The 26,212-nt window shown below is 44.5% G+C and carries 25 protein-coding genes; 22 read left to right on the forward strand and 3 right to left on the reverse strand.

Annotation, left to right across the window (positions count from 1 at the left end):
* Positions 1–96 precede the first annotated feature (96 nt).
* From JCM16456_RS11075 to crr, 3 genes are all read left to right on the forward strand, one after another.
* Positions 97–354, forward strand: a complete 258-nt coding sequence (locus tag JCM16456_RS11075) for an HPr family phosphocarrier protein (RefSeq protein ID WP_068714307.1) — start codon at positions 97–99, stop codon at positions 352–354.
* A gap of 134 nt (positions 355–488) precedes the next feature.
* Positions 489–2,213: a phosphoenolpyruvate-protein phosphotransferase PtsI gene (gene ptsI / locus JCM16456_RS11080; RefSeq protein WP_068714309.1), complete on the forward strand. Its 1,725-nt coding sequence runs from the start codon at positions 489–491 to the stop codon at positions 2,211–2,213.
* Between the two features lie 108 nt (positions 2,214–2,321).
* Positions 2,322–2,831, forward strand: a complete 510-nt coding sequence (gene crr, locus JCM16456_RS11085; RefSeq protein ID WP_068714311.1) for a PTS glucose transporter subunit IIA — start codon at positions 2,322–2,324, stop codon at positions 2,829–2,831.
* 64 nt (positions 2,832–2,895) lie between these two features.
* Here the strand turns inward: crr and JCM16456_RS11090 are convergent, their stop codons facing one another.
* A complete protein-coding gene (locus JCM16456_RS11090) occupies positions 2,896–4,047 on the reverse strand; it encodes a 2-octaprenyl-3-methyl-6-methoxy-1,4-benzoquinol hydroxylase (protein ID WP_068714313.1) in 1,152 nt (383 codons plus the stop codon).
* A 293-nt stretch (positions 4,048–4,340) separates the two neighbouring features.
* Here JCM16456_RS11090 and miaB point away from each other — a divergent pair, with 293 nt between their 5' ends.
* The 5 genes from miaB to lnt all read left to right on the forward strand — a co-directional run bounded on the left by miaB (position 4,341) and on the right by lnt (position 9,940).
* Positions 4,341–5,765, forward strand: a complete 1,425-nt coding sequence (gene miaB, locus JCM16456_RS11095) for a tRNA (N6-isopentenyl adenosine(37)-C2)-methylthiotransferase MiaB (protein ID WP_068714314.1) — start codon at positions 4,341–4,343, stop codon at positions 5,763–5,765.
* A gap of 71 nt (positions 5,766–5,836) precedes the next feature.
* The gene (locus JCM16456_RS11100; RefSeq protein ID WP_068714316.1) at positions 5,837–6,949 is read left to right on the forward strand and encodes a PhoH family protein; all 1,113 of its coding nucleotides are present in this window, start codon (positions 5,837–5,839) and stop codon (positions 6,947–6,949) included.
* On the forward strand, positions 6,949–7,413 hold the full coding sequence (gene ybeY / locus JCM16456_RS11105) for an rRNA maturation RNase YbeY (RefSeq protein ID WP_068714317.1): 465 nt from the start codon (positions 6,949–6,951) through the stop codon (positions 7,411–7,413). Before JCM16456_RS11100 ends, ybeY begins: the two co-directional genes overlap by 1 nt.
* Positions 7,414–7,486: 73 nt before the next feature.
* Complete coding sequence (gene corC / locus JCM16456_RS11110; protein ID WP_068714318.1) at positions 7,487–8,362, forward strand: CNNM family magnesium/cobalt transport protein CorC; 876 nt, start codon at positions 7,487–7,489, stop codon at positions 8,360–8,362.
* 45 nt (positions 8,363–8,407) lie between these two features.
* On the forward strand, positions 8,408–9,940 hold the full coding sequence (gene lnt, locus JCM16456_RS11115) for an apolipoprotein N-acyltransferase (RefSeq protein WP_068714319.1): 1,533 nt from the start codon (positions 8,408–8,410) through the stop codon (positions 9,938–9,940).
* A 110-nt stretch (positions 9,941–10,050) separates the two neighbouring features.
* Here lnt and JCM16456_RS11120 read toward each other — a convergent pair whose 3' ends face one another.
* Entirely contained in the window at positions 10,051–10,521 is a 471-nt protein-coding gene (locus JCM16456_RS11120) for a zinc ribbon-containing protein (RefSeq protein WP_068714320.1), read from the reverse strand.
* Positions 10,522–10,643: 122 nt separating this feature from the next.
* Between JCM16456_RS11120 and leuS the strand changes: the two genes are divergently transcribed.
* From leuS to JCM16456_RS11185, 13 genes are all read left to right on the forward strand, one after another.
* Positions 10,644–13,220, forward strand: coding sequence for a leucine--tRNA ligase (leuS, locus tag JCM16456_RS11125; RefSeq protein WP_068714321.1), 2,577 nt, complete (start codon positions 10,644–10,646; stop codon positions 13,218–13,220).
* Between the two features lie 158 nt (positions 13,221–13,378).
* The gene (locus JCM16456_RS11130; RefSeq protein ID WP_068714323.1) at positions 13,379–14,014 is read left to right on the forward strand and encodes an LPS-assembly lipoprotein LptE; all 636 of its coding nucleotides are present in this window, start codon (positions 13,379–13,381) and stop codon (positions 14,012–14,014) included.
* A gap of 22 nt (positions 14,015–14,036) precedes the next feature.
* Positions 14,037–15,062: a DNA polymerase III subunit delta gene (holA, locus tag JCM16456_RS11135; protein ID WP_068714325.1), complete on the forward strand. Its 1,026-nt coding sequence runs from the start codon at positions 14,037–14,039 to the stop codon at positions 15,060–15,062.
* A 62-nt stretch (positions 15,063–15,124) separates the two neighbouring features.
* Complete coding sequence (gene rsfS / locus JCM16456_RS11140; RefSeq protein ID WP_068714327.1) at positions 15,125–15,442, forward strand: ribosome silencing factor; 318 nt, start codon at positions 15,125–15,127, stop codon at positions 15,440–15,442.
* A 3-nt stretch (positions 15,443–15,445) separates the two neighbouring features.
* Complete coding sequence (rlmH, locus tag JCM16456_RS11145) at positions 15,446–15,916, forward strand: 23S rRNA (pseudouridine(1915)-N(3))-methyltransferase RlmH (RefSeq protein WP_068714329.1); 471 nt, start codon at positions 15,446–15,448, stop codon at positions 15,914–15,916.
* Between the two features lie 6 nt (positions 15,917–15,922).
* Positions 15,923–17,815: a penicillin-binding protein 2 gene (gene mrdA / locus JCM16456_RS11150; protein WP_068714336.1), complete on the forward strand. Its 1,893-nt coding sequence runs from the start codon at positions 15,923–15,925 to the stop codon at positions 17,813–17,815.
* Positions 17,812–18,930 (forward strand): rod shape-determining protein RodA, encoded by a 1,119-nt coding sequence (rodA, locus tag JCM16456_RS11155; RefSeq protein WP_068714337.1) that lies wholly within the window; start codon positions 17,812–17,814, stop codon positions 18,928–18,930. The genes mrdA and rodA overlap by 4 nt, the downstream gene beginning before the upstream one ends.
* A complete protein-coding gene (locus JCM16456_RS11160; protein WP_068714338.1) occupies positions 18,931–19,716 on the forward strand; it encodes a septal ring lytic transglycosylase RlpA family protein in 786 nt (261 codons plus the stop codon).
* 89 nt (positions 19,717–19,805) lie between these two features.
* Positions 19,806–20,981 (forward strand): serine hydrolase, encoded by a 1,176-nt coding sequence (locus tag JCM16456_RS11165; RefSeq protein WP_068714340.1) that lies wholly within the window; start codon positions 19,806–19,808, stop codon positions 20,979–20,981.
* A gap of 116 nt (positions 20,982–21,097) precedes the next feature.
* Positions 21,098–21,376: a DUF493 family protein YbeD gene (ybeD, locus tag JCM16456_RS11170; protein WP_068714341.1), complete on the forward strand. Its 279-nt coding sequence runs from the start codon at positions 21,098–21,100 to the stop codon at positions 21,374–21,376.
* A 188-nt stretch (positions 21,377–21,564) separates the two neighbouring features.
* Positions 21,565–22,218, forward strand: coding sequence for a lipoyl(octanoyl) transferase LipB (lipB, locus tag JCM16456_RS11175; protein ID WP_068714342.1), 654 nt, complete (start codon positions 21,565–21,567; stop codon positions 22,216–22,218).
* Positions 22,211–23,176, forward strand: coding sequence for a lipoyl synthase (lipA, locus tag JCM16456_RS11180; RefSeq protein WP_068714343.1), 966 nt, complete (start codon positions 22,211–22,213; stop codon positions 23,174–23,176). Before lipB ends, lipA begins: the two co-directional genes overlap by 8 nt.
* 142 nt (positions 23,177–23,318) lie before the next feature.
* Positions 23,319–23,645, forward strand: coding sequence for a hypothetical protein (locus JCM16456_RS11185; protein WP_068714344.1), 327 nt, complete (start codon positions 23,319–23,321; stop codon positions 23,643–23,645).
* Positions 23,646–23,742: 97 nt separating this feature from the next.
* On the opposite strand, the gene glyA is transcribed toward JCM16456_RS11185, so the two are convergent.
* Positions 23,743–24,993: a serine hydroxymethyltransferase gene (glyA, locus tag JCM16456_RS11190; RefSeq protein ID WP_068714345.1), complete on the reverse strand. Its 1,251-nt coding sequence runs from the start codon at positions 24,991–24,993 to the stop codon at positions 23,743–23,745.
* 341 nt (positions 24,994–25,334) lie between these two features.
* On the opposite strand from glyA, the gene JCM16456_RS11195 reads away from it, so the two are divergent.
* A complete protein-coding gene (locus JCM16456_RS11195) occupies positions 25,335–25,934 on the forward strand; it encodes a YitT family protein (protein WP_068714346.1) in 600 nt (199 codons plus the stop codon).
* Positions 25,935–26,212: the final 278 nt, after the last annotated feature.

A 26,212-nucleotide genomic window follows, 5' to 3' on the forward strand; every position in this document is an offset into this window, starting at 1 on the left:
CAAAGTAAATGTCACTCTGGCACATTTGTGGCTATCAAGGTAAGCTATGACTGGTCAACAATCTTACAAAAATATAAATTAATTGGGGTATATCACATGTACGAGAAGCAAGTAGAAATTACTGCAGAAAACGGTCTTCACACTCGTCCAGCAGCACAATTCGTAAAAGAAGCTAAAGCTTTTGACGCGGACATCACTGTAACTTCAAATGGTAAAAGCGCTAGCGCAAAAAGCCTATTCAAGCTGCAAACTCTAGGCCTTGTAAAAGGTACTGTAGTGACTATCTCAGCTGAAGGTGCACAAGCGCAAGAAGCAGTTGATCACCTAGTTGCTCTAATGGATCAACTTCACTAATACGACCATTTCTATTAAAGCCATTTTGCCAGTGCAAAATGGCTTTGTTGGAAATAAGGCAAAGAATGAGCTAAATAATTAGTGAACTTTGTCTCTCATTTCACGTTTACAGATGACCAGTTTAAGGTAACGCTATGATTTCAGGCATCCTAGCATCTCCTGGTATTGCTATTGGTAAAGCATTACTACTTCAAGAAGATGAAATTGTCCTCAACACCAACACTATTTCTGACGCTCAAGTTGAAGCCGAAGTGCAACGTTTTTACGATGCGCGTAATAAGTCAGCTCAACAACTTGAAGTGATCAAGCAAAAAGCACTTGAAACGTTCGGTGAAGAAAAAGAAGCGATCTTCGAAGGCCACATTATGTTGCTGGAAGATGAAGAGCTAGAAGAAGAAATTCTGACTCTGATTAAAGAAGAGAAACTTCACGCTGACAACGCAATCCACACTGTTATTGAAGAGCAAGCGGCAGCGCTAGAATCTCTAGACGACGAATACTTAAAAGAACGTGCAACGGATATCCGTGACATCGGTTCTCGTTTCGTTAAGAACGCGCTAGGTATCAATATCGTTTCTCTAAGTGACATTAGTGAAGAAGTTATTCTGGTAGCTTACGACCTGACTCCTTCTGAGACTGCACAAATCAACCTAAACTATGTTTTAGGTTTTGCTTGTGATATCGGTGGCCGTACTTCTCACACCTCTATTATGGCTCGTTCTCTTGAATTGCCAGCGGTTGTGGGTACTAACGACATTACTGCTAAAGTTAAAACCGGTGACACACTGATTCTTGATGCAATTAACAACAAAATCATTGTTAACCCTTCAGATGCTGAACTTGCACAAGCTAAAGACGTTCAAGCTTCATTCCTAGCAGAAAAAGAAGAGCTAGCGAAACTGAAAGATCTTCCTGCCGTGACTCTTGATGGTCACCACGTTGAACTTTGTGGCAACATCGGTACTGTAAAAGACTGTGACGGCATCAAACGCAATGGCGGTGAAGGTGTAGGCCTATACCGTACCGAGTTCCTATTTATGGACCGTGATGCTCTTCCTACTGAACAAGAACAGTACGAAGCGTACAAAGAAGTTGCTGAGTCTATGTCAGGCCAATCTGTGATTATCCGTACTATGGATATCGGTGGCGACAAAGACCTACCATACATGGATTTGCCAAAAGAGATGAACCCATTCTTGGGCTGGCGCGCAATCCGTATCAGCCTAGAGCGTCGCGAAATCCTACGTGACCAGCTACGTGGTATTCTACGTGCTTCTGCTCACGGCAAACTACGCATCATGTTCCCGATGATCATCTCTGTTGAAGAGATTCGCGAACTGAAAGCGGCTCTAGAAGAGTACAAAGCAGAACTTCGTAGCGAAGGTTACGCATTCGATGACAACATCGAAATCGGTGTGATGGTTGAAACACCAGCAGCTGCTGCAATCGCTCACCACCTTGCTAAAGAAGTATCATTCTTCTCAATCGGTACTAACGACCTAACGCAATACACTCTTGCAGTAGACCGTGGTAACGAAATGATTTCTCACATGTACAACCCACTGTCTCCATCAGTATTGAGCGTAATCAAACGTGTTATTGATTGCTCACACGCTGAAGGCAAATGGACTGGTATGTGTGGCGAACTAGCAGGCGACGAACGTGCGACTCTATTGCTTTTAGGTATGGGTCTAGACGAGTTCTCAATGAGCGGTATCTCTATTCCTAAAGTGAAGAAGATCATCCGCAACACCGATTTCGCAGAAGTGAAAGCAATGGCAGACGAAGCATTGTCTAAAGCGACTGCTGAAGAGATCCAAGCTTGCGTTGATAAATTCATCGCTGAAAAAACCAAATAATCGAAGTGATAACCAAGGCATTAGACGATCAAAAGTAGTCGTCTAATGTCATTGATTGTTATACTATACTTCGACTGAAAAAATTTTAAACGTTAGGAGCATGACACAATGGGTCTGTTTGACAAACTTAAGAAGCTAGTCTCTGACGACAGCGCTGATGCAGGTGCAATTGAAATCATCGCACCACTTTCTGGTGAAATCGTAAACATCGAAGATGTGCCAGATGTCGTGTTCGCTGAAAAAATCGTTGGTGACGGTATTGCTATCAAGCCTTCTGGCGACAAGATGGTAGCTCCTGTTAACGGTACTATCGGTAAAATCTTCGAAACTAACCACGCGTTCTCTATCGAATCAGACGACGGCGTTGAGCTATTCGTTCACTTCGGTATCGACACTGTTGAACTGAAAGGCGAAGGTTTCAAACGTATCGCTGAAGAAGGTCAAAGCGTTAAAGCTGGTGACACTGTTATCGAATTCGATCTTGCTCTTCTACAAGAAAAAGCAAAATCTACTTTGACTCCAGTTGTTATCTCTAACATGGACGAAATCAAAGAGTTGAACAAACTTTCTGGTTCTGTTGTTGTTGGTGAAACGCCTGTACTACGCGTTACTAAATAATTTTATTTAGCCAATGCGATTAAAAAACGCTGCCTAGGGCAGCGTTTTTTGTTTTGGGCTGAGGCTAATTCAAACCAAGTGCATAACGCAGCACCTGTTTTTTTATTGGACCTGAATGTTCTGCTACTTTCAGTAATGCGTTACGCGCCAACTTCAATGGAGTAAGTTCATTACTAAACGCTTTATAAAACACATCCATCCCACTTTGCATCAGTAGGTTATCAGGTCGGCGGCGACGCTCGTATGCTTGAAACTGCTTCAATGTGAGCGCGCTATGACCCTCTGTTGCTTCTAATAATACCGATACATCTTTAAAACCTAGATTCACTCCCTGCCCTGCTAGCGGGTTAATGGTGTGCGCAGCATCGCCAATCACTACACATCTGTTTTTAACATAGTTTTGCGCATGGCGGCGAGTTAGCGGGAAGTGGCCATGTTGCTGCACTTGCACATCACCTAATTCTGCAGGGAAATAGCGTAATATTTCTTGGCGTAATTGTTCAGAGGAGAGCAGATTTAACTGCTTAATGCGACTTGGTGAGTCATACCATACTAAAGAACCTTGATGACCACTAAGCGGCAAAAATGAACGTGGGCCTGAAGGGAAAAACTGCTGCCAAGTAATGTCTTGCTGCGGTAACTCTGTGGTTACGTTAATTAACATGCAGCTTTGTCTATAATCCCAAGCGGTCACGCCAATACCTGCAATGTTGCGCACTTTGGAATTAGCCCCATCAGCACCAATAACCCATGGCGCATAAAGTTGAGCCCCCGACTCTAACGTAATGCACTTTTCATCTTCACCCTGTATCGATGCCAAGCGGTCAGGACAAAACAGAGTAATATTCTCCGCGGAGAATTGCTGCCAAAGACCAAGTTGAATAATGCGGTTTTCCACCATATAGCCAAGCTGGTTTAATCCTAGGTCTTCACTGTTAAAGCGAGTACGGCATTCCGGATGCTCCCAAGTCTCTAGGCGGCGATAAGGGCAAACACGCATCTCGTTGATTGCTGACCATGCTCCCAGTGAACTCAGTAGGTCAACCGAGGTTTGTGAAATGGCGGAAATACGCACATCCATTGGCTGTGTTTCATCAAAAGCTTGGGGCGTTGCCGTTTCTACCACCGCAACCTGACGCCCTTGCTTGGCCCAACCTACCGCCAAAGCAGCGCCGACCATGCCACCACCAATAATTACCACATCAAACTTGTTCATATTTCACAACTTCTTACGTTATTTTGCCTCTAACCGTATTGTACGTAGTCGCGCCCTATTTGCGAATTATTTTGCGAAAAAACCCTAACTCAAACAAGGTCAAAAGCCTGATGGCACAATGCTTACAATAGATTTCGTGTCATGACTAGTCAGCCCGTTTTTAAAGAAGTACAATACGCCGCTTATTGCCACCAAAGTGGTGATACCTAAGCTTCTTCTACCTGCTATTCTTCCTTCTAGAGGTAGCTTAGGTATAAAGACAACAGATGAACTATTAAACGAGCGAAAGTGAGATGAGTAAGAAACTGCTAATAAAAACCTGGGGATGCCAGATGAACGAATACGATTCATCAAAAATGGCCGACCTGCTTCATGCTGCCAATGGCTATGAGCTGACCGAAGAACCAGAGGAAGCAGATGTCCTACTACTAAACACCTGCTCTATCCGTGAAAAAGCACAGGAAAAAGTGTTCCATCAACTTGGTCGTTGGAAAACTTTAAAAGATAAGAAGCCTGGTGTTGTCATCGGTGTGGGCGGTTGTGTGGCGACACAAGAAGGGGATCACATCCGTCAACGCGCCCCATTTGTTGACGTTATTTTTGGTCCACAGACATTGCACCGTCTACCAGAAATGATCAAACAGTCGCAGGTAGATCATGGCCCTGTGATGGATATTTCTTTCCCTGAGATCGAAAAGTTTGACCGTTTACCTGAGCCTCGCGCCGAAGGTCCAACAGCATTTGTTTCAATCATGGAAGGCTGTTCAAAATACTGTACTTACTGCGTCGTACCTTATACTCGTGGTGAAGAAGTTAGCCGCCCAATGGATGACGTTCTTTACGAAATCGCCCAACTTGCTGATCAAGGCGTTCGTGAAGTTAACCTTCTTGGTCAAAACGTTAACGCGTACCGCGGTGCGACGTTCGACGGCGATATTTGCACTTTTGCAGAGTTGCTGCGTCTGGTTGCTTCAATCGATGGTATTGACCGTATTCGCTTTACTACCAGCCATCCGCTTGAGTTTACTGACGACATCATCGCCGTATACGAAGATACACCAGAACTAGTAAGCTTCTTGCACCTACCAGTACAAAGTGGCAGCGACCGCATCCTAACTATGATGAAACGTCCACACACTGGTATCGAATATAAATCTATTATTCGTAAGCTACGCAAAGCACGTCCTGATATCCAAATCAGTTCTGACTTTATCGTTGGCTTCCCTGGCGAGTCAGACAAAGACTTTCAAGATACGATGAAACTGATTCGCGATGTTGATTTTGACATGAGCTTTAGTTTTATTTTCTCTGCTCGCCCAGGCACTCCAGCCGCAGATTACCCATGTGATTTGTCCGAGGATGTGAAGAAAGAACGTTTGTATGAACTGCAACAGCAGATCAACTCACAAGCTATGCGTTACTCGCGTCAGATGCTGGGCACCGAGCAACGTATTTTGGTCGAAGGTCCATCGAAGAAGAACCTAATGGAACTTCGTGGCCGTACTGAGAACAACCGCGTTGTTAACTTCGAGGGGTCTGCAGACCTTATCGGTCAATTTGTTGATGTTAACATCGTGGACGTATTCCCTAACTCACTTCGTGGTGAGCTAATTCGTACTGAGCAAGAGATGAACCTTCGCGTTGTCACTTCTCCATCAGAAATGATGGCGAAAACTCGTCGTGAAGATGAGCTAGGAGTCGCTACTTTTACTCCATAAGCTCGTATAAACTGTCATTAGGTGCCCGGTCCCAATCGGGCATCCTAAAATGACATTATTGAGAGGCTAATTTGAGCAATAAAATCGTTACTGTCGAGATCAATCTCGAACCTTCTGATAACCGCCGCCTGGCAAGCCTATGCGGTCCTTTCGACGATAATATTAAACACATTGAGCGCCGCTTAGGTGTTGAAATTAACCACCGTAACAACGTATTCACTGTTGTTGGTAAACCTCATACTACTGAGGCTGCCATCGATATTCTAAAAACGCTTTATGTGGATACCGCGCCAGTACGTGGTGACATTCCCGATATTGAGCCGGATCAGATTCATCTTTCTATCAAGGAACACGGTGTACTTGAGCAAAACACGCATATTGAATCTGCAATTGCTCACGGCAAAGAAGTGTTTGTTAAAACCAAGAAAGGCGTAATCAAACCGCGTACACCCAATCAGGCACAGTACCTGATGAACATGGTTACCCATGACATTACGTTTGGTATCGGCCCTGCGGGTACAGGTAAAACCTATCTGGCCGTCGCCGCCGCCGTTGATGCGCTAGAACGTCAAGAGATTCGACGCATTCTATTAACTCGTCCTGCTGTGGAAGCTGGGGAAAAACTTGGTTTCTTACCCGGAGACCTAAGCCAAAAAGTGGACCCTTACTTGCGCCCACTTTACGATGCCTTATTTGAAATGTTGGGCTTTGAGCGAGTAGAAAAACTGATTGAACGTAACGTCATTGAAGTGGCTCCATTGGCTTATATGCGTGGTCGTACGTTGAACGACGCCTTTATCATCCTTGATGAAAGTCAAAACACCACTGTTGAACAGATGAAAATGTTCTTAACACGTATTGGCTTTAACTCTCGTGCGGTAATTACAGGCGATGTTACCCAGATAGACTTACCTCGTGGTGCTCGTTCTGGCCTTCGTCATGCGATTGAAGTATTGAGCGAAGTGGATGAAATTAGCTTTAATTTCTTTATCGCCGATGACGTTGTTCGTCACCCAGTTGTTGCTCGCATCGTGAATGCCTATGAGAAATGGGAAATTCAAGATCAAAAAGAGCGCAAAGAGTACGAAAAACGTCGTCGTGAAGAACGCGAAGCGAAATTGCTAGAAACTCAAAAAGCAGATGCCACTCTAGTACGTTCAGAACCTCAGGAATCCGACGAATAATGAGCATTGAACTGGATTTACAAATTGCGTGTGAAAATGAACAAGGTCTGCCAAGCGCAGACCAATTTTCTCACTGGCTCACGCAAGCAGTAAGCGGCTTTCAAGAGCAAGCCGAAGTGACTATCCGTATCGTTGATGAAACAGAAAGCCACCAGCTAAACTTTGATTATAGAGGCAAAGATAGGCCAACCAACGTACTATCTTTTCCTTTTGAAGCGCCTCCTGGTATGGACATTGACCTCTTGGGTGACCTGATAATTTGTCGCCAAGTTGTTGAACGTGAAGCACAAGAGCAAAATACGCCCTTAGCCTCACACTGGGCGCATATGGTTGTACATGGTAGCCTTCATCTGTTAGGTTATGACCATATCGAAGATGATGAAGCTGAAGAGATGGAATCTCTTGAAGCAGATATCATGCTAGCAATGGGGTTCGAAGACCCCTACGCAGCTGAAAAAGAGTAACACGCAGCCCAACTCGGTAGCGTGTGATATGTGAGCTATCACACATCTGATAGCATTATATTAATGAGAAACAATGAACGAAGATAATTCGCAAAGTTCTGACGGTCCGAGTAGAAAGTCCTTCTTTGAGCGTTTAGGTCAATTATTTCAGGGAGAACCCAAGGATCGTCAAGAACTCGTTGATGTCATCCGCGACTCTGAAGTCAATGACCTAATTGACCATGACACACGAGACATGCTCGAAGGTGTGATGGAAATCTCCGAAATGCGTGTTCGGGATATTATGATCCCGCGCTCCCAGATGGTTACCGTTGATCGTAACGACAATCTGGACTCGCTTGTTGCACTGATTACAGATGCTCAGCATTCTCGCTACCCTATAATCAGTGAAGACAAAGATCACGTTGAAGGCATTTTGCTCGCGAAGGACTTACTTAAGTATCTGGGCTCCAATAGTTCACCATTTAACATCGAAGAAGTGATTCGTCCGGCTGTGGTTGTACCGGAAAGTAAACGCGTCGACCGCCTGTTAAAAGAGTTTCGTGAGGAACGATATCACATGGCGATTGTCGTAGATGAGTTCGGTGGTGTTTCAGGACTCGTGACCATTGAAGATGTGTTAGAAGAAATAGTGGGCGATATCGAAGATGAATTTGACGATGACGACCAACTAGACATTCGAAAACTCAGCAAGCACACCTACGCGGTGAAAGCACTGACGACAATTGAAGACTTTAACCAAACATTCAATACCAACTTTAGCGATAACGAAGTGGATACCATTGGTGGTTTGGTCACAACGGCATTTGGGCATTTACCTGGTCGTGGTGAGGTTGTTGAAATCGACCGTTATAACTTCAAAGTGACAGCAGCTGATAACCGTCGTGTGGTGCAACTTCATGTCACCATTCCTGATTTGGAATCATTACCTCAAACCACTAACGAGTAATGTTAACCCTTCCTCTTACCCATTAAGAGTTCAGAAAAGTTGCAGATGATTAAAGTTGTTACTCATCGCCTAAAGCGGCCCTTAGCGGCCGCTTTCATTGGCGCTCTCACTACCCTCGCTTTTGCTCCTTATCAATATTGGCCAATGGCGATATTGAGTCCTATGCTCCTGCTTTTGCTTCTTGAACAACGTTCAACTAAACAGGCAGCGTGGATAGGTTTCTTCTGGGGTTTAGGTCAATTTAGCACCGGCATTAGCTGGGTTCATGTCAGTATCGACACTTTTGGTGGTATGCCTGAGATTGCAACCATTGCTTTACTCTCGCTGCTCTTTGCCTATCTAGCGCTCTATCCAGCATTATTCGCTTGGTTACTCAATCGCTTTGCTGCCCATTCTGGTCGCACCCGATTCTTTATCATGGCGCCAGCCTTATGGCTCATTTGTGATCTACTCCGTGGCTGGGTATTCACTGGCTTCCCGTGGTTATGGTTGGGCTACAGCCAAATCGACAGCCCTCTCGCCTCTTTCGCTCCAGTCGGAGGCGTCGAACTACTCACGTTTCTAGTGGTGCTATGTGGCTCATCGCTCGCGTATATGGTGCTCAAACGTACTTGGCGCATTGCCATGATTCCACTCGTGCTTCTCGCAGCAGGTTTTGGCCTAAAATCAGCGCAATGGGTAACGCCCGATCCCAATCGAGTAGCTTCTATCGCCCTGGTTCAAGGTAATATCGACCAAGCGTTAAAATGGTTACCTAACCAGCGCTGGCCAACCCTAATGAAGTATGTCGATTTATCTCGAGAAAATTGGGACGCCGATGTCATCATTTGGCCAGAGGCAGCAATTCCCGCGATCGAATATGAAGTTAGGCCATTTCTGACCAACCTTGACCATGCTGCACGAATTAATAACAGCAGCATTATCACTGGTGTGATCAATTTGGATGAACAAAAACACTTCTACAACAGCATTCTTACCCTAGGTAAAACACCAAGTGATGGGTATCACTACGACATTGATGCCCGTTATCATAAGCATCACTTGCTGCCGTTTGGTGAATTTGTGCCATTTGAATCGCTCTTGAGACCATTGGCTCCACTTTTCAATCTGCCCATGTCTTCCTTTTCCGCAGGCGATTACATTCAACCAAACATTATCGCAAATGGTTTTTCTTTTGCGCCCGCACTCTGTTATGAAATCGTATTTGGTGGCCAAGTGCGAGCCAATGTAAATGAAACCACCGACTTCATTTTAACGCTCTCCAACGATGCTTGGTTTGGCCATTCGATTGGTCCATTGCAACACATGGAAATCGCCCAAATGCGCGCACTAGAGCTTGGCAAGCCTGTTATTCGGTCAACCAACAATGGGGTCACAGCAATTACCGATTACAAAGGTCATATTGCCTATACCATTCCTCAATTTGAAACCGGCGTCTTAAAGGCTGATGTACCGACAACCCAAGGGGTAACACCTTATTATATTTGGGGTTCATGGCCCTTATATATGTGGATTGTTGTGACGATTGGATGGGCGCTACGCCGACGCTATCAAGCAGTTAACGCTCAGCAAAGCTAATCTAGCGGTAAAAATGCAAACAAGGCGCTCACGAGCGCCTTGTTTATATCTCAATGGACCAAAGAGATACTGAACTCAGAGCTTCATTAACCAACACTGTTCAAGCTCAATTACGGTTTCAATGGCTCACGATGAAATGCACTCCCCTCGCAATGAGGGCATGGCGTCACTCGAGTAGCATGAATATACTCGGTTTTATATCCACACCGTTCACACACTAAAACGCCCAAGCCAATCACATCACCAACTTGGTAGAGCCCCTGCTGCTCAAGCTCTTTCGCTAGCTCTATCCATTCCAAACGTGTTTTGTCGGTAATATCAAGTAAGCTCTGCCAGATGCTATTGGTAATCGTGAGATAAAATGGCCCACTTTTACTTTCCTCAAACGCATCAGCAAACTCTTTAAGGTCGGCTTTTACATAGGCAGAAATCAACGCAATTTCGTCTTTAGTCATCTCGTTCGCCGCGCTAACGACTTTTTCCGAGTTTTCTAACAAATGCCCTATTTCTTCAGGGCTTTGTTGCAACCTTTTGACGAATTCTTCGAGTAATGCTTCATACCCTTGTTTCTGTTTTGGCATAAGTCACCTCCATCAATGTGGATTGGCTATTGTTGTGCTCTCCAGCTTTAGGTATTCTATGACGATCTATTAGTATCAATTCTAATTGAACTCACAAATTCCAAGATAACCGGATATCATCGATGCAAGATCAATATAACCCGCAAGATATTGAACAGAAAGTTCAACAGCACTGGGATAGCAACAAAACTTTTGTTGTCACTGAAGACCCTAACAAAGAAAAATTCTATTGTCTCTCAATGTTCCCATACCCAAGTGGTCGACTCCACATGGGTCACGTGCGTAACTACACCATCGGTGACGTAATCTCTCGCTTCCAGCGCCTACAAGGCAAAAACGTCATGCAACCTATCGGTTGGGACGCTTTCGGTCTACCTGCAGAAAACGCAGCAGTGAAAAACAATACTGCACCTGCACCTTGGACTTACGAAAACATCGAATACATGAAAAACCAGCTTAAACTTTTAGGCTTTGGTTATGACTGGAACCGCGAATTCGCCACTTGTCGTCCAGAATACTACCGTTGGGAACAAGAGTTCTTTACGAAGCTGTACGAAAAAGGTTTGGTTTACAAAAAAACCTCATCAGTAAACTGGTGTCCAAACGACCAAACCGTTTTGGCGAACGAACAGGTTGAAGATGGCTGCTGCTGGCGTTGTGATACTCCAGTAGAGCAAAAAGAGATTCCACAGTGGTTCATTAAAATCACCGCTTACGCTCAAGAATTGATTGACGACCTAGACAAACTAGAAGGTTGGCCTGAAATGGTGAAAACCATGCAGCGCAACTGGATTGGCCGTTCTGAAGGTGTTGAACTTTCTTTCCAAGTAAAAGATCACGACCAAGACCTAGAAGTCTACACTACACGTCCAGACACGCTTATGGGCGTAACTTACGTGGGTATTGCAGCGGGTCACCCTCTTGCAACGAAAGCAGCAGAAAACAACCCAGAGTTGGCTGATTTCATTAACGAATGCCGTAACACCAAAGTTGCTGAAGCTGAATTAGCAACAATGGAGAAAAAAGGCATGGCAACAGGCCTTACTGCGATTCACCCATTAAATGGCCGTGAAGTTCCTGTATACGTGGCTAACTTCGTATTAATGGATTACGGCACTGGTGCGGTAATGGCGGTTCCGGCACATGACCAACGTGACTACGAATTTGCAACCAAATACGGTCTTGACATCATGCCGGTTATCCAACCATTGGATGGCGGCGAACCAGACCTATCAGAAGCAGCGTACACAGAAAAAGGTCGACTATTTAACTCTGGTGAGTTCGATGGTCTTGAATTCCAAGAGGCATTCAATGCTATCTCTGCAAAACTAGAAGCAGAAGGTAAAGGTAAGAAAACCGTTAACTTCCGTCTACGTGACTGGGGTGTGTCTCGTCAACGTTACTGGGGTGCACCAATCCCAATGGTCACGACCGAAGACGGTGAAGTTCATCCAGTACCAGCAGACCAACTGCCAGTGATTCTTCCTGAAGATGTGGTAATGGACGGCGTAACTAGCCCAATCAAAGCAGACAAAGAGTGGGCAAAAACCACTTTTAATGGCGAACCAGCACTACGTGAAACAGATACCTTTGATACCTTTATGGAATCTTCTTGGTACTACGCTCGTTACTGCTCACCACAAGCTGACGATATCCTAGATCCAGAAAAAGCAAACTACTGGCTGCCAGTAAACCAATACGTGGGTGGTATTGAACACGCATGTATGCACCTACTGTACTCACGTTTCTTCCATAAGTTACTACGTGACGCAGGTTACGTGACTTCTGATGAACCATTCGAGAAATTGCTATGTCAAGGTATGGTATTGGCTGATGCCTTCTACCTAACCAACGAAAAAGGCACCAAAGAGTGGATCTCGCCAACCAAAGTTGACGTAGAGCGCGATGGTAAAGGTCGTATCACTAAGGCAGTTGATGACCAAGGCCGTGAAGTTGAGCACTCTGGCATGATCAAAATGTCTAAGTCGAAAAACAACGGTATCGACCCACAAGAAATGGTCGACAAATACGGTGCAGACACAGTTCGCCTATTTATGATGTTCGCATCTCCTGCAGATATGACGCTTGAATGGCAAGAATCAGGCGTTGAAGGCGCTAACCGCTTCCTACGTCGTGTATGGAAACTGGTTAACGAACACATTCAACATGGTGACGTACCGGCTATTGATGCCGCTAGCCTAACGTCAGACCAAAAAGCATTGCGTCGTGATGTTCATAAAACCATTGCGAAAGTGAGTGACGATATTGAACGCCGTCAAACATTTAACACTGCAATTGCTGCGATTATGGAACTGATGAACAAGTTGACGAAAGCGTCACTTGCTGAAGGTCAAGATCGTGCCATTATGGATGAGGCGTTAAAAGCGATCGTACGTATGCTTTACCCAATCACTCCACACATTTGTTATGAAATGTGGGAAGCGCTTGGTGAAAGTGACGTTGACCATGCAAGTTGGCCAACTTACGATGAAGCTGCACTAGTTGAAGATGAAAAACTGATCATTCTTCAAGTGAATGGCAAAATGCGCGGTAAAATTACCGTTGCTGCAGACGCATCAAAAGAAAGCGTTGAAGAGCAAGGTCTAAACGATGAAAACGTGGTGAAATTCACCGACGGTAAAACGATTCGTAAAGTAATCTATGTTCCAGGGAAACTTTTGAACATCGTTGCTAACTAAGACAGAAATGGGCAAGTCGATTGATTTGCCCAGCTTAATTTGAGAAGTTGCCATATTGGCAACTTCTTTATCGTACGAAACACAGTGAAGCACTTAGCTTAGGCGACAACCTTTTGTCGATTAAGCTAAGTCTTTCGATAACAGAGAACACCATACTAATGCGCTTAACAAAGTCTTCTCCATTTCAATTTTCATTGGTTATCCTACTCGTTTCTCTTTTGAGTGCCTGCGGTTTTCATTTACGTGGTGACTACGACATCCCTGATGCGTTAGACACGATGTCGTTTACCAGCTATGACCAATACAGCTCCTTTACCCGCGTTGTAAAAAGCCAGCTAAGAATGAACTCCGTTGAAATCGTGGCTCCAGCAGAGAACATCCCTAATTTACATTTACTGTCGGAATCTCTTGGCGAACGAACCCAATCTCTTTACCAAAATACTCGTGCAGCAGAGAAAGAACTTACATTCCGCGCAAACTATCGCGTAACGATTCCTAATATTGGTGAAAAAACGTTTACGACCAGTGTAACGCGCAGCTATTTGGATAACCCATTAAGTGCTCTAGCAAAATCTGTTGAACGCGATATGTTGGAAGATGAAATGCGCAAACTGGCTGCCAGTCAAATCATTCGCCAAATGGCTCGTTTAAAAGCGAATATCGAAGCGGGCACCATGAACCTAGACAAAGATGGGGTTGAAATTTCAACCAAAGAAATGGCTCAGCAAGAAGCGGATCGTAAAGCAGAGGAAAAAGTGGGTAGCGACCTTTCTAATTCAGACTCAATCAACTGATTGGATTTAAGATAGCTATTACATGAAAATTTTTGCCGACAAACTCAATGAGTCGCTCAATAAAGGGTTGCTACCGTGCTATTTTTTGTACGGTAGTGAGCCGTTATTACTTGATGAATCGAAGACGTTAATTGAACACGCTGCGTTTCAACAAGGATTTGAAGAAAAGCACCGCTTTACTGCTGATGCAAGCTTAGACTGGCATGAAGTGTACGATTGTTGTCAGTCGATGAGCTTATTCTCTGCTCGCCAATTGATTGAAATCGATATTCCAGAATCAGGTATTACTGCAGCTTTAGGTAAAGAGATTGCCGCGTTAGCAAAGCAACTTAACCCGGACATCATTCTACTAATCCTTGGTAACAAACTAACTAAAGCCCAAGAAAATGCAGCTTGGTGTAAGGAAATCAATGCCCTTGGCTGTTTTGTAAACTGCCTCACACCGGATTTATCGCGCTTACCACAATTTGTAATGACACGTTGTCGACAATTAGGGCTTACGCCAGATAAAGAAGCGGTACAAATGTTAGCCCAGTGGCATGAGGGCAATTTATTCGCCTTGATGCAGAGTTTGGAAAAGCTACGCCTTATCTACCCTGATGGGCAGTTGACCCTAATTCGCCTAGAAGAAGCCCTTAGCCGTAATAACCATTACACCGCTTTTCATTGGACCGATGCGTTATTGGAAGGAAAAGCGAATCGTGCGCAGCGTATCCTACGTCAACTTCGAGCAGAAGAACTAGAGCCCATCATCTTAGTTAGGACAGTACAAAAAGAGCTATTTCAACTGCTAAAAATGCAGCAGCTCATGGCTACGACGCCCCTATCGAGTGTGATGGAAAAATTTCGCATCTGGCAAAATAAGCGCAGCGTCTATGCTGCCGCTCTACAACGTTTGACTCCACAAAAATTACGTCATTTGGTGCAATTACTTGCTCAATGCGAAATATTGACGAAGACTCAATATGAGCAACCAATTTGGCCACTCTTGCAACAACTCAGCCTTGAGTGTTGTCATACAGAAGCATACATACCTTTGCCGAATTGAGGCGTGGTATACTTTAGCTCTGTTATTTCAATTTATTCCTATTTGTATTTGAGGATATTTACTTGCAACGCGAAGAATTAACCGTATTTTTGGCCGACAAAGCCGACGACATGAAAGCGCTGGATATTGTGACGCTCGATGTTCAAGGCAAATCCAGCATCACCGATTTTATGATTATCTGCACCGGTACATCTAAACGCCATGTTTCATCTATCGCGGAACACGTCGCGAGCGAAGCACGTAAAATTGGCCTACCCCCACTTGGTTTAGATGGTGAGAATGAAGGTGAATGGGTTGTGCTCGATATGGGGTCGTCCATTTTGCACGTAATGCAAGAAGAACAACGTGAGCTATACCAGTTAGAGAAACTCTGGGGTTAAGCGTTGAAAATTCAATTAATTGCAGTTGGCACTAAAATGCCAAAATGGGTAGAAGAAGGTTTCGAAGAATATCGCCGCCGCTTTCCACACGATATGCCACTTGAATTAGTGGAAATTACCGCTGGGAAACGAGGAAAAAACGCCGACATCGCGCGTATTTTGCAAAAAGAGGGCGAAGCCATGTTGGCTGCGGTACCGAAGGGAAACCGAATTGTCACACTCGATATTCCAGGAAAACGCTGGGATACAGAGCAACTGGCACAACAACTTGAAGCTTGGAAACTGGACGCACGCGATGTATCGATCTTGATCGGTGGTCCCGAAGGGCTCGCTCCAGCGTGTAAACAGGCGGCAGAGCAGAGTTGGTCGTTATCTCCTCTTACCCTACCTCATCCACTGGTTCGCGTAGTAATGGCGGAGAGCTTATACCGAGCTTGGAGCATTACGACAAACCACCCATATCATCGAGAATAGGTAGAGATGTTACGTAAGCGTAGCCCAATCCGAGACTACCAAATCGAAGCACGGTTATTTCGTAACCGTGCTATGGTATCTTTTGTCGGCATTATCGTATTAGTGGGCGTGCTGATCGCAAACTTGTACAACATACAAGTTAATCAATATCAGGACTACAAAACTCGCTCCAATGACAACCGCATTAAAATTGTCCCAATTTCCCCAAACCGCGGCTTGATCTATGACCGTAATGGCAAGCTCTTGGCTGAAAACCGACCCGTTTTTAGCTTAGAAATCACCCCGGAAAAAGTGAAAGACATGGATGACACCATCCAGCGTCTACAAAACATCCTCCCGATTACCCAGGACGACATTGACCAGTTCAAAAAGGAACGCCGTCGCAATCGCCGCTTTGATGTAATTCCTCTTCTGACTCAGCTAACCGAAGAGCAAGTGGCTAAGTTTTCGGTTAACCAATATAAATTCCCTGGTGTACAAATTACCGCCGCACTCAAGCGCTATTACCCCTATGGCGATATGTTAACGCATGTACTTGGCTACGTATCTCGAATTAATGACAAAGATTTGGCGCGTATCGACCGAGAAGGTAAATCCGCTAACTATCAAGCAACTCGTGATATCGGCAAGTTGGGGATTGAAAAATATTACGAAGACGTGCTGCATGGCATCGCAGGCTACCAAGAAGTTGAAGTTAATAGTCGTGGCCGGGTCATTCGTACCCTAAAATACGTGCCGCCGACACCAGGAAAAGATATCGTGCTCAACATTGATATCGACCTGCAAGTTTACGTAACCAAATTGCTCAATGGTCGTCGCGGCGCCGCTATCGTACTTGATGCCAAAGATAATGGCGTGTTAGCCATGGTCTCTAGTCCAAGTTACGACCCCAATGCCTTCGTTCATGGTATTTCGTCCAAAGAGTATAATCAGTTACTCAACGATACAGATCGTCCATTGGTTAACCGAACCACACTGGGTATCTATCCTCCGGGGTCGACAGTGAAACCTTTTATTGCCGTGTCGGCGTTAAAGCAAGGTGTTATTACACCTCACACAACTCGTAACGACCCTGGGTATTGGAGAATTCCTAATTCCAACACACGTCCTTTCCGTGACTGGGCGCGTTGGGGGCACGGAACGGTGAACGTCACCAAGGCATTAGAAGAATCGGTCGATACGTTTTTCTATCAAGTAGCCTTTGATATGGGCATTGATAACCTATCGCGTTGGATGCAAATGTTTGGCTTTGGTGACTATACCGGCATCGACATTTACGAAGAGAGTAAAGCCAACATGCCTACCCGGGAATGGAAAATGGCACGCTTCCACCAACCGTGGTATCAAGGCGACACTATTCCGGTCGGGATTGGTCAAGGTTACTGGACAGCAACGCCACTGCAAATTGCCAAGGCAACATCGGTATTGATCCATCACGGTAAAGTGATTGCACCGCACTTGTTACGCTCAACGATCAACAATGGCGAAGCGTTTTCCACCCAAAAAGATGCCGAAATCGTCACCTATCCGCCGATTACAGGCGTACCTGATAAATACTGGGATATTGCCATCCACGGTATGTATTTGGTGAATAATGGCAAACGCGGTACTGCACGGCATGCTTTTACCAATGCCCCTTACACCAGTGCGGGTAAATCGGGTACAGCGCAGGTATTTGGTCTGGCCGAGGGTCAAGACTATAACGCTAGCGAACTGGCAGAACATCTGCGTGACCACGCTCTGTATACCTCGTTTGCTCCAGTGGAAAATCCAAAGGCCATAGTAACATTAGTACTAGAAAACGCCGGTGGCGGCTCAAGTCAAGGTGCACCAATTGCACGTAAAGTTTATGACCGCCTAATCTTAGGTAACGGCGTGAATAAGGACGATAAAAAATGAATTTAGATCCATCCTCAGAAAATCGTTCTTTTTTTCAAAAGATACATATCGATTTGCCCTTAGTTTTAGCGGTAATTTTGCTGATGCTTTTCAGCCTCGTCATTATGTACAGTGCCAGCGGGCAGAATATGGCGATGATGGAACGTCAAGGAATGCGTATGTTGCTGGCACTTGGGGTCATGATTGGCATGGCTCAAGTACCTCCACGAACCTTTGAGCGATTGGCTCCGATGCTATTTTTTGTCGGGGTGCTGATGTTGATTGGTGTATTGCTGTTTGGCGAAATATCCAAAGGCGCACAACGCTGGCTGAACCTAGGATTTGTTCGTTTCCAGCCATCGGAATTACTAAAATTGGCCGTACCTTTGATGGTGGCCAGCTTCATTGGTAATCGACCACTTCCGCCTGATTTTCGCACCCTTATAGTGTCACTTGCCATGGTGTTTGTGCCCACAATTTTGATCGCCAAACAACCAGACTTAGGGACCTCGATTTTGATCGCAGCATCCGGTGTCTTTGTTATTTTCTTAGCAGGGATTAGCTGGAAATACATCATAGCTGCAGCAGCGGCTGTTGGCGCTTTTATTCCAGTGCTGTGGTTTTTCTTGATGCATGATTATCAAAAAACCCGTGTACGAACCCTATTCAACCCTGAATCCGATCCGCTTGGTGCTGGTTATCATATCATCCAAAGTAAGATAGCGATTGGCTCCGGAGGATTAATGGGCAAAGGTTGGTTGCATGGCACCCAATCACAGTTAGAATTTCTACCAGAACGCCATACTGACTTTATCTTCGCCGTCATCGCAGAAGAATGGGGGTTAGTTGGCGTCTTAGTATTGCTGTCTGTATATCTGTTTGTCATCGGAAGAGGTTTGTACCTAGCAACAAACTCCCAAACCGCGTTTGGCCGCATGATGGCTGGCAGTATCGTGCTAAGCTTTTTTGTATATGTCTTCGTGAATATCGGTATGGTGAGTGGAATTTTACCTGTTGTTGGCGTTCCTCTGCCATTGATCAGTTATGGTGGCACTTCCATGGTGACACTATTAGCGGGATTTGGGATTTTGATGTCAATTCACACTCACAGAAAAGCATTTTCAAAGGCGAACTAAATGACAAAAATGACTTTGCCATACGCAGCTGCCATCGTACTTTTTTTGGCTGGCTGTAGCTCGTCTGGGCGCTATTCAATCGATAACGATATCGCGCCTAACGCGCCTATTTCTGTCGATCATATCGAAGATGCTCATCCACAAAATGAGTCATATAGTATTGGTGGTAATAAAGACTATACTTTAGGTGGAAAGACATACCATATTATCAAGAACCCAGAAGGGTTTACCGAAAAGGGAAAAGCCTCATGGTATGGCACTAAGTTTCATGGGCACCTAACCTCGAATGGAGAAATTTACGACATGTACTCCATGACAGCCGCTCATAAAACGCTACCTCTACCCAGTTATGTCAAGGTCACTAATGTGGATAACGGCAAAACAGCGGTAGTTCGAGTCAATGATCGCGGACCATTTCATACAGGCCGAATTATTGATTTGAGTTATGCGGCAGCATATAAGTTAGGCGTATTGAAAACCGGAACAGCTAATGTAGAAATTTCGGTGATAACTGCAGACAAAAACGTCAAGTCAGACGATAAAGCAGACCAACAGAAATACTATATTCAGGTTTCATCTTCACAAAATGAAAAGAATGCGCGAACTTTAGCGAAAAATTTGAGTCAAACGTTATCAGTGCGTAGTTTTGTTGATACTATGAATGGCAGTCATCGGGTGTTCTTAGGCCCTTTTGTTGACTATTCTCTGACTCAAGAAAGTCTAGAGAGAGTAAAATCTCTCGGCTACCAAACCGCATTTGTGAAAAAGCTCATCCATTCGCGATGATACGCAGAAACCTAGCCCCAGCCGGGACTGTTCTACCGTATCATTTCTGATAAGATAACGGACAATTAAGTAAAAAAGTCAAACTAACCATGAAAAAAACGATCTTACATTCTGTTTTGGCGTCTTCTATTGCGCTATCAGCAAGTTTCTCAGGTTCCGCTGCTGCTTCACCTGTTGTTGTACCAGATGCTCCTCAAATCGCCGCTAATGGCTATGTGTTGATGGATTACCATTCTGGTAAAATTCTCGCACAAAAAAACATGGACGAGAAACTTCCGCCAGCCAGTTTGACAAAAATGATGACCAGTTATGTTATCGGTCAAGAATTAAAACGAGGCAACATCAGCAACGATGATGACGTTGTCGTTAGCCAAAATGCTTGGGCTAAAAATTTCCCAGACTCATCTAAGATGTTCATCGAAGTGGGCACAACCGTTAAGGTTAGCGACCTTAACAAAGGGATCATTATCCAATCAGGCAACGATGCTTGTGTGGCTATGGCTGAGCATATCGCTGGGTCAACTGATGCGTTCGTTGACCTAATGAACGCTTGGGCAAATACTCTTAACATGAAAGACACGCACTACACTAACGTGCACGGTCTTGACGATCCAAACCTCTATACAACGCCTCACGATCTTGCCGTACTGGCGCAAGCTATCATTCGTGACGTGCCAAACGAATACAAGATCTACTCAGAGAAGAAATTTACCTACAACGGTATTACGCAGTACAACCGCAACGGCCTATTGTGGGACAAAAGCATGAACGTGGACGGCATGAAAACCGGTCACACAAGCCATGCAGGTTACAACCTAGTTTCATCCGCAACAGAAGGTCAAATGCGACTAATCGCGGTTGTAATGGGCACCAAGAGTTCAAATGCACGCAAAGCAGAAAGCAAAAAACTGCTTGGTTACGGTTTCCGTTTCTTCGAAACGGTTGAGCCACACAAAAAAGGTGAAACCTTTATTAACGAACGTATTTGGATGGGCGACAAAGATACAGTTGCACTTGGCGTAAATGAAGATACTTATGTCACTTTACCTCGTGGTCAAGCTAAAGACTTAACTGCCAACTTTGTCCTTGAAAAAGAACTTAAAGCCCCAATTAAAAAGGGTGATGTAGTGGGTAAGCTTTTCTATCAAGTTGATGGTAAAGATGTGGCTCAATACCCATTGATGGCTTTAGAAGATATCAATGAAGGCAGTATGTTTAGCCGCCTATGGGACTACATTGTATTGTTGTTCAAAGGCTTATTCTAATCACTTAGATTAAATGCAGAAGGCCGCTTTATGCGGCCTTTTTGTGCCCTTGAGATCCTGGTAGAATGGCTGTACTATTCTGCACCGTTATTTATTTGCAAACCTTGGAGTTTCCTATGTTGACTATCAACTCTGACGCAAAACTAAAAGATCTTCTTGAGTTCCCTTGTTCATTTACCTACAAAGTAATGGGACATGCGAAACCAGAATTGCCAGAGCTCGTTTTAGAAGTGATTCAACGTCATGCTCCAGGTGATTACAGCCCACGAGTAAAACCAAGTGGTAAAGGCAATTATCACTCAGTGTCTGTGACTATTACAGCAACCTCTATTGAGCAAGTTGAAACCCTTTATAAAGAACTTGGTGATATCGAGATCGTACGTTTGGTTCTGTAATTCTTTCAATTTTATTTGATAAAACCAAACTATATTTTAAAGCAGCCATGGCTGCTTTTTCTATATTATTCATAGCGTTAGTGAAAAAACGTTTCACAAGTGTTAAAAAAAATCGACAGAAAAAGTAGTTCAAATCGCCTATACCGTTTATAATCCAAAAACTTTATATAAGACCGATGGGCAATAAAATGGATAGTGAACTGGTTGTCAGACAGTTAGGTCGTCAAGACTATCTACCTATTTGGCAAGGCATGCATGATTTCACCGATAAACGAGATGAAAACACTCGTGATGAGATCTGGTTAGTCGAACACAACCCGGTATTTACACAGGGTCAAGCTGGCAAAGCTGAGCATCTGTTAAATACGGGTGATATCCCCGTTATTCAAAGTGATCGTGGCGGTCAAGTGACCTACCATGGCCCTGGTCAAATCGTTGCTTATTTTTTAATAAACTTACGTCGTAAGAAGTTAGGTGTGCGTGAGCTAGTAACCGATATCGAAACTTTGGTTATCAACACCCTAAAACATTACGACATTGAGTCTGCTGCTAAATCTGATGCCCCTGGCGTATACGTAGACGGACGTAAGATCTGTTCACTTGGTCTGCGCATTCGTAGAGGTTGTTCATTCCACGGGTTGGCATTAAATGTCAACATGGACCTATCCCCTTTCCTGCGCATCAACCCATGTGGTTATGCTGGACTTGAGATGGTACAAGTTAGCGATCTGACGGGCCCCACGACAGTAGCAGACGTTGAAACACTATTAGTAAGAGAGCTCGTAAACCTGTTGGGCTACGAGAAAGTCGAATTCAGCACAGAAGCCTATAATCATGAGTAAACCAATTCAGATGGAACGAGGCGTCAAGTACCGTGACGCTGAGAAGATGGCACTGATTCCAGTTAAGAACATGCCAACTGAACAAACTGAGGTTTTACGTAAACCTCAGTGGATGAAAATCAAACTGCCATCCGATAGCCAACGTATTAAAGATATCAAGTCGGCGATGCGTAAGAACGATCTTCACTCTGTTTGTGAAGAAGCCTCTTGCCCTAACCTAGCAGAGTGCTTCAACCATGGCACGGCAACCTTCATGATTCTTGGTGCTATTTGTACTCGTCGTTGTCCATTCTGTGATGTTGCCCATGGTCGCCCATTAACACCGGATGCTCAAGAGCCGCAAAAGCTGGCGCAGACCATCAAAGACATGAAACTCAAATACGTAGTGATCACCTCCGTAGACCGTGATGACCTACGCGACGGCGGCGCTCAACACTTTGCCGATTGTAACCGTGAGATTCGAGCTCTTAACCCTAGCATTCGTATCGAAACACTGGTTCCTGACTTTCGTGGTCGCATGGACACTGCGCTAGAACTATTAAAAGACAACCCACCAGATGTGTTTAACCACAACTTAGAAACAGCACCACGTCTGTACCGTAAGGCTCGTCCTGGTGCAAACTACAAGTGGTCTCTTGAACTGTTGCAAAAATTCAAAGAACAACACCCTAATATCCCAACGAAATCAGGGATCATGATGGGGCTTGGTGAAACTAAAGAAGAAATCATCGAAGTCTTGAAAGATTTGCGAGCTCATGGCGTTACTATGTTAACCCTAGGCCAATATCTTGCACCGAGTCGTCACCATCTACCGGTTGTCCGTTACGTTCCGCCAGCAGAGTTTGACGAATTGAAAGAAATTGCACTAGAACTGGGCTTTACACACGCGGCTTGTGGTCCATTTGTACGGTCTTCTTACCATGCCGATATGCAAGCACAAGGTATAGAAGTAAAATAGTCGATACATCTAACGATGATAAAGGGCCGATATGGAATCCATATCGGCTTTTTTATTCCATAAACGGTCTATAGTTGCAGCTTGATTGTAAGTTTTATACGCTGTTTATGGCTTGGGCTAAAACAACGTAAAGGAATCCATTATGAATAAAATGGGACTCGTCGCGATCTTGGTGTCTGGTGTTCTTGCTGGATGCGCATCTAACGAGCAGAGAGATAACTACCAAGAAGCATCATTCGAACTGTGTAACACCAGCGTTAAAGTGTATTCAGTGAGTGATGATGGCCGAGTACGCATTGTCTGTGAGGATGGCGCTAAGTTCTCATTACAGAGCGAATCTACTCTAGATACTATGCGTGATATCAACGCCGATTACTGTTCTGGTGAAGGCTTGGGAAAATTCTCTGAAAGCAGCAACTACTACATGTTCCAATGTAAATCTGGCGCCCTACTTAGCGTGGCTAAGTAGCTAGACAAACCCAAACAGTAGTCAGATTAAAGACATTCAGATACATAAAGGCCCGCATGTTATGCGGGCCTTTTGATTATCAACAAAGTGTTGGCAATTAAGCGTAAACAGGTAGGCGTTTACAAATATCCAATACTTTCTGTTTCGTTGCATCGATCACAGATTGATCGTTGATGTTATCGAGAACATCACACATCCAGTTAGCAAGGTCTTTAGCATCTTCAATACCAAAACCACGGCGAGTGATTGATGGCGTACCAACACGGATACCAGAAGTCACAAATGGGCTGCGCGGATCGTTTGGCACTGAGTTTTTGTTTACTGTGATGTTTGCTGCGCCTAGTGCTGCGTCAGCTTCTTTACCAGTGATGTTTTTGTCGATCAGGTCAACAAGGAACAGGTGGTTTTCAGTGCTGTTAGACACGATTTTGTAACCACGTTCTTGGAATTGAGCAACCATCGCTTTTGCGTTAGCAACAACACGTTCTTGGTAAGCTTTGAACTCAGGTTCCATTGCTTCTTTGAATGCCACCGCTTTTGCTGCGATAACATGCATCAAAGGACCACCTTGACCACCAGGGAACACGGCTGAATTCAGTTTTTTGTACATCTCTTCGCCAGCATTAGACAGGATCAAACCACCGCGTGGACCAGCTAATGTTTTGTGAGTTGTCGTCGTTACAACGTCAGCAAATGGGATTGGGCTTGGGTATACACCAGCCGCAATTAGACCCGCAACGTGAGCCATATCAACGAACAAGTAAGCACCTACTTTGTCCGCGATTTCACGCATACGTTTCCAGTCAACGATTTGTGAGTAAGCAGAGAAACCACCAATGATCATTTTTGGCTGATGTTTTACTGCTAACGCTTCCATTTCATCGTAGTTGATTTGACCATCTTCATCGATGCCGTAAGGAATAACGTTGTAGTGTTTACCTGAGAAGTTTACTGGTGAACCGTGAGTCAAGTGACCACCGTGAGCTAGGCTCATACCTAGAACAGTATCACCAGGGTTCAACAGAGCCATGTATACCGCACTGTTTGCTTGTGAACCAGAGTGTGGTTGAACGTTAGCGTATTCACAACCGAACAGTTGGCAAGCACGGTCAATCGCTAGTGCTTCAGCTTTATCAACATACTCACAGCCACCGTAGTAACGTTTACCAGGATAACCTTCTGCATATTTGTTGGTAAGCTGAGAACCTTGAGCTTCCATTACACGCGGGCTGGTGTAGTTTTCAGAAGCAATAAGTTCAATGTGCTCTTCTTGACGAAGAGTTTCTTCCTGAATGGCAGCGTAAAGCTCCGGATCGTAATCAGCGATGTTCATATCACGCTTAAGCATCTGTATCTCCTGACTCAGATTAACTGAAAGTATGGGGAAAAAACCGCACAATGACTAAACGCAAACGTTTTCGTCACCGCAATGGCGCGCATTCTACATAATTTGATCTGTATCATAAAGAACATTTTTACGAATTTATTATGCAGTTTTTTCATAATGAGTGACGAACAGTTTCATAAACCCTGATGTTTCGGCAGAAAGGGCATGAAGTGTCAATTTCTCGCTTTACACCCTGTAAAACGGTCGTTACATAGGTTTACCCTAATTTCTCGTCTCTATCTACCGAAAATATCGTCTTTTTATTACTATCGCCCCATTCTGGTCAATTATTCACAATGTAAATGGAAAAACACTCACTCAAAGAAGACGCGATTGCGATTTTAACAGGTTCAATTATTACCGCTCAGGGCGTATTTTTCCTGCAATCAGCTCACCTCCTTACCGGAGGCACTGCAGGTTTAGCTCTGTTATTAACCCACCTGTTGTCTTGGAGCTTTGGTACGCTCTATTTTGTCACCAATATCCCGTTCTATATTCTTGCTTGGCGTCGCTTTGGCAGTACTTTTGCTCTCAACAGTATTATTGCTGGGGCTTTAGTTTCCGTATTTTCCGATCAACTGCGCGAATTGATACACCTTGATGTGGTCAACGAAGTGTATTGTGCGCTGGCGGGAGGTCTTTTCATGGGCCTAGGCATGCTTATTTTATTTCGGCATCGTTCTAGTTTGGGTGGCTTTAATGTTATGTGCCTCGCCATTCAAGATAAATGGGGAATCTCGGTTGGGAAAACTCAGGTTGTGATCGATTGTTCTATCCTTATCGTTTCGTTCTTCTTTGTCAGTCCTTGGTTACTTATTTTGTCGGTTGCTGGAGCAATCATTGTCAATATGGTGCTCGGCATGAACCACAAACCGACACGCTATACCGTTCGCTATAACTAAACTCGCGATCAATCAGATGGTTTCCCCCATCCATTTGGGTAGAAAACCAAGAGTAATGTAAAAAGCGAGGTCGATATTTGACTTCGCTTTATAGCCGTCATTAAATCCATGAGATAAAACAACTCCTTGGCACAAGGAAACAACACAAAACGGTCAATTACCCTCATCTTTGTCCAAAAAGCCAGCATTCAATTCAAAATGATAAAAAAAGGGTTTACAGCTTCAAACAGTTTGCTATGATGCGCTCCGCACTTGAGGGATGAGTTGGGAAAACATCA

This window comes from Vibrio tritonius (assembly GCF_001547935.1).
Taxonomy (GTDB): domain Bacteria; phylum Pseudomonadota; class Gammaproteobacteria; order Enterobacterales; family Vibrionaceae; genus Vibrio; species Vibrio tritonius.

What these genes read in the sequence shown, in the direction of transcription:
- JCM16456_RS11075 (WP_068714307.1), top strand. Translation starts at nt 97, where the DNA reads ATGTACGAGAAGCAAGTAGAAATTACTGCAGAAAACGGTCTTCACACT.
- ptsI (WP_068714309.1), top strand. Translation starts at nt 489, where the DNA reads ATGATTTCAGGCATCCTAGCATCTCCTGGTATTGCTATTGGTAAAGCA.
- crr (WP_068714311.1), top strand. Translation starts at nt 2,322, where the DNA reads ATGGGTCTGTTTGACAAACTTAAGAAGCTAGTCTCTGACGACAGCGCT.
- JCM16456_RS11090 (WP_068714313.1), bottom strand. Translation starts at nt 4,047, where the DNA reads ATGAACAAGTTTGATGTGGTAATTATTGGTGGTGGCATGGTCGGCGCT.
- miaB (WP_068714314.1), top strand. Translation starts at nt 4,341, where the DNA reads ATGAGTAAGAAACTGCTAATAAAAACCTGGGGATGCCAGATGAACGAA.
- ybeY (WP_068714317.1), top strand. Translation starts at nt 6,949, where the DNA reads ATGAGCATTGAACTGGATTTACAAATTGCGTGTGAAAATGAACAAGGT.
- corC (WP_068714318.1), top strand. Translation starts at nt 7,487, where the DNA reads ATGAACGAAGATAATTCGCAAAGTTCTGACGGTCCGAGTAGAAAGTCC.
- lnt (WP_068714319.1), top strand. Translation starts at nt 8,408, where the DNA reads ATGATTAAAGTTGTTACTCATCGCCTAAAGCGGCCCTTAGCGGCCGCT.
- JCM16456_RS11120 (WP_068714320.1), bottom strand. Translation starts at nt 10,521, where the DNA reads ATGCCAAAACAGAAACAAGGGTATGAAGCATTACTCGAAGAATTCGTC.
- leuS (WP_068714321.1), top strand. Translation starts at nt 10,644, where the DNA reads ATGCAAGATCAATATAACCCGCAAGATATTGAACAGAAAGTTCAACAG.
- JCM16456_RS11130 (WP_068714323.1), top strand. Translation starts at nt 13,379, where the DNA reads ATGCGCTTAACAAAGTCTTCTCCATTTCAATTTTCATTGGTTATCCTA.
- holA (WP_068714325.1), top strand. Translation starts at nt 14,037, where the DNA reads ATGAAAATTTTTGCCGACAAACTCAATGAGTCGCTCAATAAAGGGTTG.
- mrdA (WP_068714336.1), top strand. Translation starts at nt 15,923, where the DNA reads ATGTTACGTAAGCGTAGCCCAATCCGAGACTACCAAATCGAAGCACGG.
- rodA (WP_068714337.1), top strand. Translation starts at nt 17,812, where the DNA reads ATGAATTTAGATCCATCCTCAGAAAATCGTTCTTTTTTTCAAAAGATA.
- JCM16456_RS11160 (WP_068714338.1), top strand. Translation starts at nt 18,931, where the DNA reads ATGACAAAAATGACTTTGCCATACGCAGCTGCCATCGTACTTTTTTTG.
- JCM16456_RS11165 (WP_068714340.1), top strand. Translation starts at nt 19,806, where the DNA reads ATGAAAAAAACGATCTTACATTCTGTTTTGGCGTCTTCTATTGCGCTA.
- ybeD (WP_068714341.1), top strand. Translation starts at nt 21,098, where the DNA reads ATGTTGACTATCAACTCTGACGCAAAACTAAAAGATCTTCTTGAGTTC.
- lipB (WP_068714342.1), top strand. Translation starts at nt 21,565, where the DNA reads ATGGATAGTGAACTGGTTGTCAGACAGTTAGGTCGTCAAGACTATCTA.
- lipA (WP_068714343.1), top strand. Translation starts at nt 22,211, where the DNA reads ATGAGTAAACCAATTCAGATGGAACGAGGCGTCAAGTACCGTGACGCT.
- JCM16456_RS11185 (WP_068714344.1), top strand. Translation starts at nt 23,319, where the DNA reads ATGAATAAAATGGGACTCGTCGCGATCTTGGTGTCTGGTGTTCTTGCT.
- glyA (WP_068714345.1), bottom strand. Translation starts at nt 24,993, where the DNA reads ATGCTTAAGCGTGATATGAACATCGCTGATTACGATCCGGAGCTTTAC.
- JCM16456_RS11195 (WP_068714346.1), top strand. Translation starts at nt 25,335, where the DNA reads ATGGAAAAACACTCACTCAAAGAAGACGCGATTGCGATTTTAACAGGT.